14 protein-coding genes are annotated in these 15,321 nt (G+C 69.9%); 7 read left to right on the forward strand and 7 right to left on the reverse strand.

The window, feature by feature from the left end; translation table 11 throughout:
• Nucleotides 1-59: 59 nt before the first annotated feature.
• On the reverse strand, nt 60-938 hold the full coding sequence (locus tag OG199_RS03035; protein ID WP_405827758.1) for an alpha/beta fold hydrolase: 879 nt from the start codon (nt 936-938) through the stop codon (nt 60-62).
• A 110-nt stretch (nt 939-1,048) separates the two neighbouring features.
• Here OG199_RS03035 and OG199_RS03040 point away from each other — a divergent pair, with 110 nt between their 5' ends.
• The 3 genes from OG199_RS03040 to OG199_RS03050 all read left to right on the forward strand — a co-directional run bounded on the left by OG199_RS03040 (nt 1,049) and on the right by OG199_RS03050 (nt 4,740).
• Complete coding sequence (locus OG199_RS03040) at nt 1,049-2,986, forward strand: BTAD domain-containing putative transcriptional regulator (protein WP_405827760.1); 1,938 nt, start codon at nt 1,049-1,051, stop codon at nt 2,984-2,986.
• 293 nt (nt 2,987-3,279) lie between these two features.
• Nucleotides 3,280-3,972, forward strand: a complete 693-nt coding sequence (locus tag OG199_RS03045; protein ID WP_401805032.1) for a DUF4142 domain-containing protein — start codon at nt 3,280-3,282, stop codon at nt 3,970-3,972.
• Nucleotides 3,973-4,116: 144 nt separating this feature from the next.
• Nucleotides 4,117-4,740, forward strand: a complete 624-nt coding sequence (locus OG199_RS03050) for a hypothetical protein (RefSeq protein WP_401804404.1) — start codon at nt 4,117-4,119, stop codon at nt 4,738-4,740.
• 100 nt (nt 4,741-4,840) lie between these two features.
• On the opposite strand, the gene OG199_RS03055 is transcribed toward OG199_RS03050, so the two are convergent.
• Nucleotides 4,841-5,599 (reverse strand): DUF899 family protein, encoded by a 759-nt coding sequence (locus tag OG199_RS03055; RefSeq protein WP_405827762.1) that lies wholly within the window; start codon nt 5,597-5,599, stop codon nt 4,841-4,843.
• A 376-nt stretch (nt 5,600-5,975) separates the two neighbouring features.
• Here OG199_RS03055 and OG199_RS03060 point away from each other — a divergent pair, with 376 nt between their 5' ends.
• The 3 genes from OG199_RS03060 (at nt 5,976) to OG199_RS03070 (ending at nt 10,250) form a co-directional block, all read left to right on the forward strand.
• On the forward strand, nt 5,976-7,622 hold the full coding sequence (locus tag OG199_RS03060) for an alkaline phosphatase D family protein (protein WP_405827764.1): 1,647 nt from the start codon (nt 5,976-5,978) through the stop codon (nt 7,620-7,622).
• Nucleotides 7,623-8,018: 396 nt separating this feature from the next.
• Entirely contained in the window at nt 8,019-9,122 is a 1,104-nt protein-coding gene (locus tag OG199_RS03065; RefSeq protein WP_405827766.1) for a Gfo/Idh/MocA family protein, read from the forward strand.
• Nucleotides 9,123-9,353: 231 nt separating this feature from the next.
• A complete protein-coding gene (locus OG199_RS03070; RefSeq protein WP_405827768.1) occupies nt 9,354-10,250 on the forward strand; it encodes an alpha/beta fold hydrolase in 897 nt (298 codons plus the stop codon).
• A gap of 255 nt (nt 10,251-10,505) precedes the next feature.
• Here the strand turns inward: OG199_RS03070 and OG199_RS03075 are convergent, their stop codons facing one another.
• The 5 genes from OG199_RS03075 to OG199_RS03095 form a co-directional block, all read right to left on the reverse strand.
• Complete coding sequence (locus OG199_RS03075) at nt 10,506-11,171, reverse strand: nitroreductase (protein ID WP_401804391.1); 666 nt, start codon at nt 11,169-11,171, stop codon at nt 10,506-10,508.
• A 199-nt stretch (nt 11,172-11,370) separates the two neighbouring features.
• Nucleotides 11,371-11,919 (reverse strand): ABATE domain-containing protein, encoded by a 549-nt coding sequence (locus tag OG199_RS03080; RefSeq protein ID WP_356802513.1) that lies wholly within the window; start codon nt 11,917-11,919, stop codon nt 11,371-11,373.
• Between the two features lie 122 nt (nt 11,920-12,041).
• Nucleotides 12,042-12,446, reverse strand: coding sequence for an STAS domain-containing protein (locus OG199_RS03085; protein ID WP_356802515.1), 405 nt, complete (start codon nt 12,444-12,446; stop codon nt 12,042-12,044).
• A gap of 473 nt (nt 12,447-12,919) precedes the next feature.
• Nucleotides 12,920-13,543: an NADPH-dependent F420 reductase gene (locus tag OG199_RS03090; RefSeq protein WP_405827771.1), complete on the reverse strand. Its 624-nt coding sequence runs from the start codon at nt 13,541-13,543 to the stop codon at nt 12,920-12,922.
• Nucleotides 13,544-13,576: 33 nt separating this feature from the next.
• The gene (locus tag OG199_RS03095) at nt 13,577-14,311 is read right to left on the reverse strand and encodes an SDR family NAD(P)-dependent oxidoreductase (RefSeq protein ID WP_405827773.1); all 735 of its coding nucleotides are present in this window, start codon (nt 14,309-14,311) and stop codon (nt 13,577-13,579) included.
• Nucleotides 14,312-14,454: 143 nt separating this feature from the next.
• On the opposite strand from OG199_RS03095, the gene OG199_RS03100 reads away from it, so the two are divergent.
• On the forward strand, nt 14,455-15,066 hold the full coding sequence (locus OG199_RS03100) for a TetR/AcrR family transcriptional regulator (protein WP_405827775.1): 612 nt from the start codon (nt 14,455-14,457) through the stop codon (nt 15,064-15,066).
• Nucleotides 15,067-15,321 lie beyond the last annotated feature (255 nt).

The raw sequence follows: 15,321 nt of genomic DNA on the forward strand, positions 1-15,321 counted from the left end.
CAGTCAAGGCTCGCCGCAGACCGACCGTGCGCCCGGCCGACGAGTCGCGAACAGGCGGTTCAACGGACCAGCAGATCCTGGATCACCACCGCGATCTCGTCGGGTGCCTCCTCGGCCATGAAGTGTCCCGCTCGGGTCAGTCGGTGGTCCAGATCCGGGGCCCACGCCTTCCACACCGCGGCGGCGTCGTAGCCCAACTGCGAGCCCCAGTCCTGCTGGACGACCGTCACGGGCATGGCCAGTTGCGACCCTGCGTCCAGGTCCGCCTGGTCGTGCACGACGTCGATGCCCGCCGAGGCCCGGTAGTCCGCGACGATCGACGTCACGGCCCCCGCGCCGGCCCGCAGGTATTCGGCACGCACGTCCTCCGGTATGGCGGTCGGGTCGTTGGCCCAGGCGTCGAGGAACGAGCCGAAGAACATGTCCGCGCTGTTGGCGATCATCTCCTCCGGCAGGCCTGGCGGCTGCGCCATCAGAAAGAGGTGGTAGCCGACCGCCGCCGAGGTGCCGCGCAGGACGTTCCACATGTCGAGCGTCGGCACGATGTCGAGGATGCCCAGGTGCGTGATGGTCTCCGGGTGGTCAAGCCCCGCCCGGAAGGCGACCAGGGCGCCTCGGTCGTGGCCGACGAGGGCAAAGCGTTCATGGCCGAGCGCCGCCGCCAGGGTCACGATGTCGGCGGCCATGGTGCGCTTGGCGTACGCGTCGGGCTCGGTGGCCGCCGGTTTGTCACTGGCGCCGTAGCCCCGCAGGTCGGGGCAGATCACCGTGTGCTCGACGGAGAGTCGCTCGGCGACGTGTCGCCACATCAGATGGGTCTGGGGGAAGCCGTGCAGCAGCACGACCGGGCTGCCGCTGCCGCCGACAGCGGCAGCCAGCTCCACACCGTCCGCACCGGGCAGGCGGATGTGAGCGAAGCCGGGAATGGTGAGCGTCATGAAAGCCGTCCTTTCGGGTCGGGGACCGACCGGATCAGCCTGGGCGACAGCGATCAGCAGCCGATCAGTACGGGTGGGCGCGGCCGACGCCCGGCACGGAGGATGGGGGTATGCGAATCGACGTGCTCGGTGCCGTGCGAGCCCTCGGCGACGACGGCAGCCCGATCGACCTGGGCGGACCCCGCCATCGCGAGGTGCTCGCCCGGCTGGTCGCCGCCGAGGGGCGGATGGTCACCACCGACACCCTCGTCGATGACCTGTGGACCGATCCGCCGACCCGCGCCGTGGGTGCTCTGCGTACGTTCGTCGCCGCGCTGCGCCGCGCCCTCGAACCCGGCCGGCCACCCCGCGATCCGCCGCGCGTTCTCGTCACCGAAGGTCCCGGCTACGCGCTGCGCCTGCCGCGTGAGGACGTGGACGTCCATCGGTTCCAGGACACCCTGGCCCGCGCCCGGCGCGACCCCGACGCGGTGACCGACCTCGGCGCGGCACTCGCGGCCTGGCGCGGACCCGCCTACGCCGATGTGCCCGGCTCCGCGTGGGCGCAGCGCGAGCGGACCCGGCTGGAGGAGTTGCGGTTGGAAGGGGTGGAGGTGCGCGCCCGCATCCTCCTCGACCACGGGGAAGGGGGTGATCTCGTCGCCGAGTTGGGTGCCCACGTCGCCGAGCATCCGTGGCGCGAGCCGGCCTGGGGGCTGCTTGCCCGCGCGCTGTACCGCGCGGGTCGCCAGGCCGACGCGCTGGCTGCCCTCCGCCGCGCCCGCGCCATGCTCGTTGATCAACTCGGACTCGACCCCGCTGCCGACCTCCAACGCCTGGAGACCGACATCCTCAACGGGTCCGTGCCCCCCGAAGGCGCTCGTACCGCGTGGACCGGCATAGGTGTCCGTCTCGGCCCGCGCACCACCGTGGATGTGGCCCGCACCCTCGCACTGGCGGGTGGCGACGCGCTCGTCCACTCGCGACGCGACCGCCTCGCCGCCATCCAGGCGGCGGAACGCACGGGAGACCTCTCCCTGACCGCCCGGGTCATCGGCGCCTACGACGTGCCCGCCGTCTGGAGCCGGGCCGACGACCCCGAGCAGTCCCGCGCCGTCGTCGCGGCTGCCGAACGCACGCTCGCCGCGCTCGGCCCCGACGGCCCCGCCGATCTGTCCGCCCGCCTCCTCGCCACGATCGCCGTCGAGAGCCGAAGTGCCGACCTGTCCGGTACCGAGCGGAGGCGTGTGCGGCAGGCGGCACAGCAAGCCGAGGCGCTGGCACGGGCCCTGGCCGATCCCGCTCTGCTGGCCTTCGCCCTCAACGGGGTGTTCCTGCAGTCGTTCGCCCGCCCCGGGCTGGCGGCGGTACGGGACCGGACCGGCGTCGAGATCCTCGATCTGGCAACCCGGCACGAGCTGCCGAACTTCGCCGTGCTCGGCCGACTCATCCGCCTTCAATCCGCCTCGGCCCTCGGCGACCTCGACGCCGCGACCGCGCACGCCAAAGCGGCCGAAGAGCTCGCCGCCACCATCGAGGCGCCCCTCGTCCCCGTCCTCACCGGATGGTTCCGGGCCCGGAGCGCGGCAGCTCGCAGCGCTGAACCCGGCGGACCGACCGCGGCCACGGCCGCAGCGCACTACCGCGCTGCCAAGAACGCCCTCCGGACGGCCGGAATGCCGGGGCTGCACCGCGGTCTGTTCCCGCTGGCCCTACTCGGGCTGCGCCTGCTGCACGACCGGCCCGCGCCCACTGATCCGCACCTCGACTGGGGCCCGTACCGGCCTTGGGCGCGACCCCTCGTGCTGCTCGCCCAGAACCGGGGAGAGGAGGCGCGTACCGCCCTCACCGCGGCGCCCGAACCAGCGCGTGACCACATGCAGGAGGCCATGTGGTGCCTGACCGCCCGCGCCGCCGCACGCCTCGGCGAGCGCGCAATCGCCGCACGCGCGGAGGCTTCCCTGCGTGATGCCTGTGCAGAACACGCCGGCGCCGGCAGCGGCATGCTGACTCTGGGCCCGGTGGCGCTGTACTTGGCGGAGGCGGAGGCGTGCGTCGCAGCGGGGTAGGCACCGGGCGGTGCGCAAGGCCCGAGCCCCGTCCGTGCTCGACGACGTGGCGGAAGGTGCCATGGCCGGTGTCATGGGGCCGGCCTCGCTCTCCGTTCGTGGCTTCGCCGACCAGGGGCGGCCGGAGAGCAAGAATCTCGGATCCTCAGGTTTCACCAGGTCCGCTGAGTCCGAGCGGCTCCCCGTGCGTACTCCTCTTCGTCCGCCCGCACCAGGCGACGACAGATCGGCGGACAAGTCGACAGGCAGGAGGAACGGTGCAGCGTTCGGGAAATGTGATCGGGACACTTTTTGTGGGCGGCGCGCTGGCCCTGACACTCTGCGCCCTCGCGTACCCAGCGATGCTCGGCCTGGACACCGTGTCGACCACGCCCGACCGGGTCATCGCCAACACGCAGTGGGGACCACTGACAGAAGGCGAGCGGGACTTCGTGGTCAAGGTGCGCGCGGCCGGCCTGTGGGAGCACCCGCTCGGCCAGATCGGCCTGCAGAAGGGACAGAGCAAAGCCGTGAAGACCGCGAGCCAGCACCTCGTCGACGGGCACGCCGCCCTGGACACCAGTTGCCGCAAGATCGCACCGATGCTGAACATCACGCTGCCCAACGTGGCGAGTCCTCAACAGGAGGGCTTCGTCACCCAGTTGAAGGGGGAATCGGGGCGGCAGTTCGACGTCGACTTCGCCAACATCCTTCGCATGACCCACGGCTCGATCTTCAACACGATCGCCAAGGTCCGTTCGACCACCAAGAACTCGCTGATCCGCGCCCTGGCCAATCAGGCGAACGACACGGTGCTCGACCACATCACCGTGATGGAGAAGACCGGCCTTGTCGACTTCGACACCACGGTCTTCAACCAGACCACCCCACCCAAGCTGCCCAAGTCCGACATGACCCCGCCGAACCCGGTGCCCGGTCAGCCCCAGGTCGTTCTCAACCCGCCGCCCAACCCGACTTCCACACCACTGGATTTGAGCGCCTCCTGAACGGCGCGAGGGTTCGGCTGATGCGACCGCCGTCGCGGTGGTGCCGGAGCGGCTCACCAGTCCACACCTGGCATCACCCGCACGCCGGCGTTCGCCGCCACCCTGGCCCTCTCTGGGTGTCGAGGCCGAACTAACCTTCGGACCATGGCCTTGCGACCTGACGAGTTCTACGACCACGCGCTTGCCGCTGCGGACGGTGAGCGTCGGCTCCCGCTCGCGCGCATGACAGGGTGGGACATCAGCCCGTTCGAACCGGAGGGACTGCGCGTCGCGGCGCTGCGCCCTCCGGTTCTGCCCGAGCCTCCGCGACACGGCGAGGACCCGTCGGACTGCGGGGCGTGCCGTGCCCGAGACGACGGCATCTGGTTCAACGACAGTTGGCGGCTCACGCGGATCCCGGGAGTCGGTGTGCCGCTGGTGCTCATGCTGCATCCGCGTGAGCACCACGACATGGCTGATTTGCCCGATGAGCTGGCAGCCGAGCTGGGGGTCCTGTCCACTCACATCGTCCGCCATGTGCAGGCCCTGCCGCACATTTCGCGAGCCCACGTCTACCGCATCGGAGATGGAGGCGCACACCTGCACATCTGGTTCTTCGCCAGGCCCGAGGGACAAACCCAGCTGTACGGATCGTGGATGCCCGTCTGGGACGATCTGCTGCCGGAATACCCGGCGGATGTCGCAGAGGCGGATGCGGCGATCGTGGCGGACGCATTGATCGCCTCCATCGGAGGTCGTCGCTCTCCCAGGGAGTGGGAGAGCGAGTGAGGGCGAACCGCGGTGGGCACGCGCGCTGTGCCCACCGCGGTCTTCGGGACGGTGGTTCCGCTGGGGCTGTCGGGTTCCGCTGGGGCTGTCGGGCCCGGGCTCAGCCGCAGCAGCCCGTGCTGCCCGTGCCGGGCTGTCCGCCGTGGAGGTCGTCCTCGTGCCCGGCGGCGATCCGTGCCCATTGCGCGGTCGGCCGTCCGTTCTTGCGGAACTGCTGGCCGCGGGTCTCGTACGGCTGCGGCCAGCCTTCCGGGGAGTCCTCCCAGACCTCCTGCCGTCCGTAGAGGGTCATGTCGAGGATGCCGTAGGAGGGCGTCATGGGCTCGACGCCTCGTCCGGTGGTCCAGTACGTCTCGTAGACGCGGTCGCCGTCGCGGAGGTAGCACGCCTTCATGCCGAAGTGACGGCCGGTGAGGAGCCGTTCGTGGGACTCGGCGGGTACGGAGTACCAGGGCATCTCCCAGCCCATGAAGCGCCGGTAGCGTTCGGACTCCTCGTAGGGGCCCTGGCAGAAGGCGGCGAAGGTGACGTCGCGCTGGTGCAGATAGGACAGTTCGCGGACCTGGCCGGTGAAGAAGGTGCAGCCCTCACACTGGTCGGCGGCGGGGCGGCCGTCGTGCCACATGTGGTACGACGCGAACAGCTGGGTACGGCCGTCGAAGACGTCGATCAGGGAGACCGTTCCGTTGCCTCCGACGAGCGGGGTCGACGGGTCGACCTCGGTCATGGGCAGCCGTCGCCGTGCGGCGGCGATCGCGTCGCCCTCCCAGGTGTGCGCCTTCTCCCGGGCGCGGAGGGCGTCATGTGCGGCCAGCCACTCCGAGCGGGAGACGACCGGCGGCCTGTTCGTAGCAGTCATACCCGTACTGACCCGGCAACCGACAGAAACTCATCGGCGGGGTCCGAGGCAGGCGGGCCACGCGTCCGCAGCCGGTCCACGCCCCGCCCGCCGACATCAGCACCGCCGGCAACAGGTGGAACAGGACGGGCAGACCCTGTTGTAGATGCCGTCGGCGACGGGCCGCACCGCGCCGAACAACCCCTCGGGAATGGCGGATCCGTGCGGGAACCGTGAAGAGAGGCCTCGGGACGGCGGGGAAGATCAACAGTCACCCGCTCGACATGGACGCGCCAACCATCCGGCAACTGCGCGCCGCACTGCACCACTGCAATGCCCTGGCACCACCGGCCGGGCCCCACGGCCGTACTCCGCACGTCAGGGATTGCGCACACCCATGCAGCCTTCCGCATCAGCTTCTCCGTCCGGGCACTCCCCCGAACTACGCCACGCCGCACGCCACTTGGACAGACGCCGCTTCCTGACCGTCACCGGGGCGGCGGCGACGCTGGCCTTCGCCGCGAACATCCCGCTCGGCGGCACCGCCGCGGCGGCCGAGGCGAGCGCCGTGCAGATCACCGAGAACCCCTTCACGCTGGGCGTGGCCTCGGGTGACCCGATGCCCGATTCGGTACTGCTGTGGACCCGGCTCGCCCCCCGCCCCTACGAGAGCGGCAGCGGCCTGCCCCAGAAGCGTTTCAAGGTCCGCTGGGAACTCGCCCACGACGAGCGCTTCACCCGCGTCACCAGGCGCGGCACCGTCGACGCGCACCCGGAGTACAACCACGCCGTGCACGTCGAGGTGGACGGCCTGGACGCCGACCGCGTCCTCTACTACCGCTTCCGCGTGGGCCAGTGGGCGAGCCCCGTGGGCCGTACCCGCACCGCCCCGTCGAAGGGCGCCCGGCTGACCGAACTGCGCCTGGCCGCGGTGTCCTGCCAGGCGTACCACGACGGCTACTTCACCGCCTACCGTCACCTGGCCGACGAGGACCTCGACGCGGTCTTGCACCTCGGTGACTACCTCTACGAGTACGCGGTGTCCGCGACCGGGGGCGCCCGCGCCTACACCGACCGCGTCCTGCCCGAGATCTTCAACCGGGAGACCCTCACACTGGAGGACTACCGGCTCAGGTACGCCCTCTACAAGTCCGACCCCGACCTGATGGCGGCCCACGCGGCACACCCGTTCGTGGTCACCTGGGACGACCACGAGACGGAGAACAACTACGCGGACGACACCCCCGAGAACAACGTGCCCCCGGAGGAGTTCCTGCTGCGGCGGGCCTCCGCCTACCGCGCGTACTGGGAGAACCAGCCGCTGCGGCGCCGGCAGCTCCCGCACGGCCCCGACGCTCAGCTCTACCGTCGTCTGCAGTTTGGGCGGCTCGCCCAGTTCGACATCCTCGACACCCGCCAGTACCGCTCCGACCAGGCGTACGGCGACGGCTGGCAGGTCCCGGGCCCTGAGTCGCAGGACCCGGCCCGCACGTTGCCGGGCGCCACCCAGGAGCGCTGGCTCATCGACGGCTGGCGCACCTCGAAGGCGACCTGGAACGTCGTTCCCCAGCAGGTCACCTTCGCCCAGCGCAAGGACCGCACGACACCGGACTTCAAGGTGTCCATGGACTCCTGGGACGGCTACCCGGCATCCCGGCAGCGCCTCCTCGACGGCTGGGAGTCCGCCGGCCGGGACAACCTCGTCGTCCTCACCGGCGACGTACACGTCCACTACGGCTTCGACATCAAGAAGGACTTCGACGACCCGGCCTCGAAGACCCTCGGCACCGAGATCGTCACCAGCTCGATCACCAGCGGCAAGGACGGCTCCGACAAGCCGTCCAACTGGGCCACCTACATGCAGGCCAACCCGCACCTGAAGTTCTACAACGGCCGGCGCGGCTATGCCTTGGTGACCCTCGGCGAGGACACGGCGCGCGCCGACTTCAAGACGGTGTCCGCGGTGACCACGCCCGGCGCCCCCATCACCACGGCCGCCTCCTTCGTCACCGAGGCCGGCAACCCGGGACTCAGGTCCGCCTGATCCTCTGACCGGTCGCGGTACACGGCGAGTCCCGGGGCGCGTGCCCCGGGGCTCGTGCCGTGACCCGGCCAGCCCCACCAGCAGATACACCACAGGACCCGGCTCCTGGCCGCGGGACCGACCGTGGTGGTCCGCCAGGTGGCGTCCGCCGAGAACTCCGCGCGCCGCGCGCCGCTGGGGCCCTCGTGGTCCTCGTGGTCCTCCTGGTCCTCCTGGTCCTCGTGGTCCTCGTGGTCCTCGTGGTCCTCGTGGTCCTCCGGGACGGTCATTGCCTGATCGGGTGGTACGGAAGGCGGCGCAGGGCCGCATGCGCCCGGTCATACGCCCGGTCGTGGTGGCGCGTGCCCCAGGTCACCGGGCTAGACTCGGGCCGCGAATGCGGGGAGGAACGGACACGTGAGGACATCACCCATACGGTTCGGCATCGTGGGCAGTGGCTGGCGGGCCGAATTCTTCGTCCGGCTGGCGAGGCTCCTGCCCGAGCGCCTGGCGGTGGCCGGCGTGGTGACACGTTCGGCCGAGCGCGTTGCCCAGCTGGAGGCGGAGTGGGGTGTACCCGCCTTCCAGACGGTCGGCGAACTGTGCGCCGCCGAACCCGAGTTCGTCATCCCGTCGGTGCCGTGGGAGATCACGCCGCAGGTCGTACAGGAACTCGTCGAGCGTGAGGTGCCGGTCCTCGCCGAGACTCCGCCGGCGCCCGACGTCCGCGGCCTTCGGGAGTTGTGGGATGCCGTGGGAGGCGCGACACGCGCCGGGGGCGGCGGGCTCGTCCAGGTCGCGGAACAGTACACCCTGATGCCCGGCCACGCCGCTCGCATCGCCCTCGTACGCGAGGGCGTGATCGGCGACGTCACGTCCGTCCAGGTGTCCTCGACGCACATGTATCACGCGATGTCGCTGATCCGGCACACGCTGGGTGTCGCCTGCGGGCCTGTCACCGTGACCGCGAAGGCCTTCACCGCCCCGCTCTCCGATCCGCTGTCCCCCGCCGGCTGGTCGGACGATCTCACTCCCAAGGACGCCGTCACCACCCTCGCCTTCCTGGACTTCGGTGGGGCCCGCACGGGCCTCTACGACTTCACGGACAACCAGTGGTGGAATCCGCTGCGCGCCCGCCGGATCGTGGTACGCGGCTCGCTCGGCGAGATGGTGGACGACACGGTGGTACGGATGGCCGATCCGCGCACGCCCGTGGAGTCCCCGCTGATGCGTCGCCGAACCGGGACGGATCTCAACCTGGAAGGGGCGGAGGTGCACCACATCTCGTTCGACGGACGGGTGATGTGGCGCAACGACTATCTGGGCGCGAGCTTGTCCGAGGACGATCTCGCCGTCGTGGACCTGCTGTGCCGCACGGGGGCATGGGTCCGGGACGCCGGACCCGAACCGTATCCGCTGGCCGAAGGCTGCCAGGACCATCTGCTGGCGTTGGCCGTCGAAGAGTCGGCGCGTACGGGAGCGCCGGTGACGACCGCGGTGGAGGCGTGGGCGGCACGCTGATCCACCGGCCGAGCAGCGGAGGTCTGCTCCTGGTCGAGAGTCTCGCCGACGGTTGCCGAGCGAACGCACACCGGTCGACGGCAACGCCCTGTGGGCCGCCCTCGCCTCGCCGTTCGTCCCGAGCCTGCGCGCGCGTCGGTGCCCATGTCACAACCGGCCCTGATGGCAGGTCATACAGGCGTCGGCCGCACCGGCGGGCGACACCTCGACGGCATCAGAAGGACAGAAGAAGTGTTCGAACGCAACCTCGAACGTAGTGAGACTCTCGCGCCCGGCGTGCACGAGATCGTGATCGACGGCGTCATCCAGCGCTATCACGTGGCAGGCGACGGCCCGGTGTGCCTGGTGCACTCCGGCGGTCCGGGAGTCCACTGGGAATACCTGCGGATGCCACTCCTCGAAAGGCACATGACGGCCGTCTATGTGGCCCCGGTAGGAGCCGGGGAGTCCGGAGAGCTCCCCGACGGCCACTACAGCATGGAGCGGTACGCGCGCTTCGTCGACGGGCTGGTGGACCACCTGGGAGTACCGGAGGTCTATCTGTTGGGGCACTCCGCGGGAGGATTCGTCGCCCTGCAGTACGAGCTGGACCACCCGGGCAAACTTGCGGGACTGATCCTTTACGACAGCGCCCCCCTCCTCGGCCCGGACCTGCACGCGGAAGCGGAGGTGCAGATGAGCGCGTTCGAGCGACGGAACGCCGGGCGTTCCGAGGTCGCGGATGTCGTGACCGCCTACCGGCAGTCGGAAACACCCCGGACCACCAAGGCCGAGGTCACGGAGCACGTACGGCGCCTGATTCCCGCGTACTTCGCCGACTACTGGGGGATGCCGAACGAGCTGAGGGAAGCCGTCGGAAGCGTGGAGGTCGAGTACATTCCGTCCGCGGGAAACTGGGATGTGCGGGGCGCTCTGGGAAAGGTCGGCATCCCCACACAGATTCTCGTCGGCCGCTACGACTGGATATGCCCCGTCCGATGGGCCGAGGAGATGCACGAGGGGATACCGGGTTCCCGGCTCACCGTCTTCGAGAGCAGCGGTCACTTCGTGCACCTCGAAGAACCTGAGGCGTTCGTGCGCACCGTGACCGAGTTCCTTGGCGAGGGGGCCGGACACTCGGGGGCCTGACGGCTGTCCCGTACTCCTCGGTGATCAGCGCGGCACCGAACGGGATGCGTCGTGGGGCGCAGGGCCGTCCGCGTACCGGGGGTGTCCGGGCGGTCCGACGACGCGACGCGGTGCCGCATCTTTCGGCGTGCGCCCACCGCGGCCCCCGGGACCGGTCGGCCGCCCACGGTGGCGCACGCCGGGCCAGCAGCCTGCTTGCCCGGTGCGGCAAGGCGGCATCGTGTGCCGTCGCCGAGGCCACTGCGGTTGTGGCGGTCACACTCCGATGAAGCTCACTGTTTCCGCCATGTCGGCCCGCCCCGTACGCAGATGTGTCACGCCTTCCTTCTCGAACCCGACTGCGACACCGCAGAACAGGGCGAGTCCGTCATCGGCTCCGACCGTCCGGGTGACAGTCCTGCGAAACATCGTCCACATCACCTGGGGGCAACTGTGCAGCCCTTCCGCCCGTAGCAACAGCATGACCGTCTGCAGGTACATCCCCGCGTCTCCCCACTGTCCGGGCCCCATCGCGCGGTCGAGGTAGCAGAACAGTACGACCGGTGCCCCGAACGCCCCCGCGTTCAAGGTGGCGATCTTTTGGGGCCTCTCCGGGTCGTCGCGCTCGATTCCCAGGGTTGCGTAACGCTGTGCGGCCGCGGCGGAGAAGCGGTCCAGATACGGCGAGGTCAAGTCGGCCGGGTACATCGGGTACTCCCGCTCGTCACCCGGGTCTCCGGCCAGTGCCCTGGCCGTCGCGCGCCTCTTCAGTTCGGCCAAGGGATCGCCGGTTACGACGTACACATGCCACGGCTGGAGGTTCCCGCTCGACGGAGCTCGCGCGGCTGCGGACAGCACTCGTTCGAGTATCTCCATGGGTACCGGCTCATCACTGAACGCCCGCACGGCCCGGCGGCTCTCCACGGCTTCGTACACATCCACGGTCTCCCGCCCTCTCCCTCAACAACGGACCACCGCAACCGTATTCAGCGGGCAGCGTCGGCCGGTACCCGGCAAGGGCGGTCTCCTGACGGGCAGTTGGGTCGTTGATGGGGCTGCGGGTGACAGGAGGGCGGCTTCGTCGGCCTGGACGACGTCCTCTGTGCCCGCCGGTGACCGGTGGGGCTCCCGGAGCGGCCCGTCAGCTCTTCGTGCTGCGCTGACGCGCCCGATAGGCGGCCGACTTGACCCGACTCCCGCAGGTCTTCATCGCGCACCACTCTCTGCGGTGACCACGCGACCGGTCGAGGTAGACCTGGGTGCACTCGGGTCGTGCGCACTCGCGCAGCAGTGTCCCCTCATCACCCCCGAGAATCTCGACCGCCTCACGCGCGAGGCCGGCAAGCCCCTGGGAGGCCGACCCGGTGTGGCTCACGCCGTCCGGGCCGAGCCGCACTTCCACAGGCATACCGGCCGCTCGCTGGTTCAACGCAGTGACCGCCGCCGCGGGCAGTTCCTCACCCGCGAGGCGCACCACGACCAGTTCGTAGATCAACTCACGGAGTTCCAAGGCGGCTTTGAGGTCCGCGTCGTTCGCGCCGGGCTCCGCATCGAGCATCCCGGACTCGACGAACCACGCGTCGAGCAGATCGGGTGAGGGGAGCTTCTCCGTGGGCACCGCGTTGCGTCGCGCGCGCAGGGTGCCGACGAAGTCGAGAGGAAGCGTTCCGCAGGGAAAGGCATGGTTCACGTCACCATATTGACCGGTGACAGCCGAATGTGCAACGCCCGCCCCGGCCACCGACGCGACCTGTCGAAACCATCCGATTTCATGAGGTGACGGAAGGTGCGGCTTCCGGGGCGGCCGGGGTTTCAGACTATGGGGTGCGGCCAGTGGGCGAGGCCGTCCGGAGTGGGTGGGTGCTGGGTGGCGTCCTGAGGCGAGTCGTAGAAGTCGTAGATCGGTTGCAGGCTGTTGATTTCGAAGACTCTGCGTATCCGGGGCGAGGGGCAGGCGATGCGGAGGGAGCCCTGGCAGGCTTTGACGCGTTTGGTGATCGCGACGATGGCGCCGAGTCCTGTGGAGTCGAGGAAGGGGACGAAGCACAGGTCCAGCACGAAATGGCGGTGCCCCTGGTCGAGGAGGCCGATCGCCGCCTCGCGTATTTGGGGGGCCGTGTGGAAATCGATTTCGCCGTCGACCTCGAAGACGGTCCAGCCGTTGAGGCTGTGGTGACTGACGGCTACGGCGCGGTTGCGGATGATGTTCGTTCGCATCTCTGGCTCTTTCTCCGCGGCGGGTACGGCTGAAGCCCCCGGCGACGCGCACCTCCGTGATACCAGCCGGTATCGGTATATGTCGCCCTTCGTGTCCACCATACGAGCCCCCAGGCCGTGGCGTCATCGTGTTCGCGGCCTCGATGCGGATTCGGTTGCGCCACAGGTGTTCCGAGACGCGCCGGGGGGCCCGTGACAACCGACGGTGATCTCGCTGATGAGCATCTCCGGCGCGCGATCAACGGCGGACTGCAGGTCGTCGAGAGCTGGAACTCCACCAACGACAAGAACTTCTACGGCCGCGAGAGCGCCCTCACCGGCGCCGACCGCGAGCACGCCGAGGTCTCCGTGCTCGCACTCCGTCTCCCGCAATCCATTCGGATGGCCTGGGTGCCGCCTGCTGCCCGGCGCCATGATGCGGCGGCGGGCTGCGCGGCGTGCGCTCTCCTTTCGGTGATCCGTCGACCGTTTGCTCAGGCAGGAAGTTCGGTGACGCTGAGGGCGAAGTCCAGGTTGCCCACCCCGTGGTTGGCGAGGCCCACCGTGACCACGCCCGCTCCTTCCAGCCAGTGCGCCATCTTCAGGCCGCCGACGTCCAGCGGGCGCAGCCCGAGGCTCTCGATGAACGCCTCCACACGCGCCTTGGCCTGCGCATCGTCGCCGGCGAGGAAGACGTCGGGCCGACCCTTCTCCAGGACATGGCGGAAGACGGTGTTGAACGCCTTCACCACGCCGGCGCCGGCCGGGGCCGCCTTGGCGACTTCCTGCGCGATCGAGGTCTCCTCGCGGTGGGCCAGCCCGTCGAACCTGGAGTTGAAGGGGTTGCTGATGTCGACGATGATCTTGCCCGCGAGGGCGTCTCCGTAGTGGGCGACGGCCGGAACGACGCCGTCGTACAGCAGGGCCACTATGACGATGTCCCCGGCCGGGGCGGTGCCCCATTCTCCCGTCGTGGTGCCGCCGCCGAGCGCCGTGGCCAGGTCCGCGGCCTTGGAGTGATCGCGGCCCATGACCTCGACGGTGTTGCCGCCCGCTATCGCCCGCGCACCGATGGTGCGGGCCATGTTCCCGGTGCCGATGATGCTGATGCTGCTCATGAGAAGTCCTGCCCTGGTTGTGGGTTGTTCGGTTCAGATGGCGGTGGTGCCGCCGTCGGCGACGAGTTCCATGCCGTTGACGTAGCTGGAGTCGTCGGAGGCGAGGAAGAGGGCGGCGGTGGCGATCTCGTCGGGGCGGGCCATCTGTCCGCGCGGGATGAGGGACTCGAACTGGCGCTTGGTGGCCTCGTCGAAGAGTTCTTCCTGCTTGGCGGTGGCGACCTGGCCAGGGGTCAGGACGTTGACGCGGATGCGGCGGTCCTTGAGTTCGTTGAGCCAGATGCGGGCCCAGGCCTGCTGGACGGCCTTGCTGCCGGCGTAGACGCTCCAGCCGGGGAAGGCGCCGAGGGAGGCGTTGGAGCCGGTCATGAGGATGGAGCCGCCGTCGTTGAAGAGCGGAAGGGCCTTCTGGACGGTGAACAGGGTGCCGCGGGCGTTGAGCCCGAACCAGGTGTCGAACTGGGTCTCGGTGATCTCGCCGAGCGGGGCGGGCTCGCCCCCTCCGGCGCTGGCCCACAGCACGTCGAGGCTGCCCTTCTCCCGCTTGACGGTGTCGTACAGGCGGTCCAGGTCGTCCAGGTCGGAGGCGTCGCCCTGAACTCCGGTGACGTTGCGGCCGATCTGCTGCACGGCCTTGTCCAGGGCCTCCTGGCGGCGGCCGGTGATGAAGACGTGCGCTCCCTCGTCGACGAACAGCTTCGCGCCGGCCAGCGCCATGCCGGTGGTGCCGCCGGTGATGACCGCGACCTTGCCGTCGAGCTTTCCCATCGTCACTCCCTTGAGTCGGTGGTGCCGTGTGCACCTGGGACGGCGGCGTTATGTACACCGCCCTGTGTGCTTACGTTATGGGGTGGGCGGTCGGGACGCAACTATGTACACCGGTCGTTACCCAAGGGAGGTACGATGGAGCCATGACGGAGTTGGAGAAGGGCCCCACGGGGCGGCGCCGCGGCCGAGGCGCCCGCGAGCGCATCATCAGCGCGTCCCAGCAGCTGTTCCGCGAGCAGGGCATCAACCGCACCGGCATGGACCAGCTCTGTGCGGCGGCCGAGGTGTCCAAGCGCACGGCCTACCAGCACTTCACCGGCAAGGACGAACTCGTCGCCGAGTACCTGCGCCGGTTCGACCCCTCCGTACTGTCCGACGTGTTCGACCGCGCCGACCTCACGCCGCGCGAACGGCTCCTCGCCGCCTTCGACATCCCCGCCACCACTCCCCTGTGCCCCTACATCGCCGCCGCCGTCGAACTCCACGACCCCGAGCACCCCGCGTCCCAGTACGCACGCGACTACAAGAAAGCCGTCGCCGCGCGGCTCGCCGACACGGCCCGCGAAGCCGGCGCCGTCGACCCTGAACAGCTCGGCGAGCAGCTCGCGCTGCTCATCGACGGCGCCGCGGCACGCACTCGGGTCCTCAACGCCGACGCCTTCCCCACCGCCGCCGCCATCGCCGCCGTCCTCATCGACAACGCCATCCCCGCCACAGCCGGCGATGACCGGCGGCGGGAGGAAGTGTCGAGTTGACCTGACCCTCCGCGGCCGGGCTGGACGCGCTGCCGGTCGCGCGGCTGCACCCGCTGGTACGCGACACCAGCGGACCCCGCCCGGCGCCTCGCCCGGACCCGCGGGCTTTTACGGAACTGGCCGCCCGCCTGCCGAAAGCCGCGGCAGAGGCCGCCGGGGAGACCGGCGCCTCCCGAACGCTTCAGGAGTTCGAGGCCGCCATCCCGGCCCAGGGCGCTCACGCCCCGCCCGTTCGAACAGACGGCTGATCACATG

The organism is Streptomyces sp. NBC_01176, from assembly GCF_045039825.1.
Classification (GTDB): Bacteria; Actinomycetota; Actinomycetes; order Streptomycetales; family Streptomycetaceae; genus Streptomyces.

Bases quoted from the DNA above. Each gene is read 5' to 3' on its own strand.
- OG199_RS03055 (WP_405827762.1), bottom strand. From the start codon at position 5,599: ATGACTGCTACGAACAGGCCGCCGGTCGTCTCCCGCTCGGAGTGGCTG.
- OG199_RS03100 (WP_405827775.1), top strand. From the start codon at position 14,455: ATGACGGAGTTGGAGAAGGGCCCCACGGGGCGGCGCCGCGGCCGAGGC.
- OG199_RS03095 (WP_405827773.1), bottom strand. From the start codon at position 14,311: ATGGGAAAGCTCGACGGCAAGGTCGCGGTCATCACCGGCGGCACCACC.
- OG199_RS03050 (WP_401804404.1), top strand. From the start codon at position 4,117: ATGGCCTTGCGACCTGACGAGTTCTACGACCACGCGCTTGCCGCTGCG.
- OG199_RS03060 (WP_405827764.1), top strand. From the start codon at position 5,976: ATGCAGCCTTCCGCATCAGCTTCTCCGTCCGGGCACTCCCCCGAACTA.
- OG199_RS03085 (WP_356802515.1), bottom strand. From the start codon at position 12,446: ATGCGAACGAACATCATCCGCAACCGCGCCGTAGCCGTCAGTCACCAC.
- OG199_RS03035 (WP_405827758.1), bottom strand. From the start codon at position 938: ATGACGCTCACCATTCCCGGCTTCGCTCACATCCGCCTGCCCGGTGCG.
- OG199_RS03090 (WP_405827771.1), bottom strand. From the start codon at position 13,543: ATGAGCAGCATCAGCATCATCGGCACCGGGAACATGGCCCGCACCATC.
- OG199_RS03040 (WP_405827760.1), top strand. From the start codon at position 1,049: ATGCGAATCGACGTGCTCGGTGCCGTGCGAGCCCTCGGCGACGACGGC.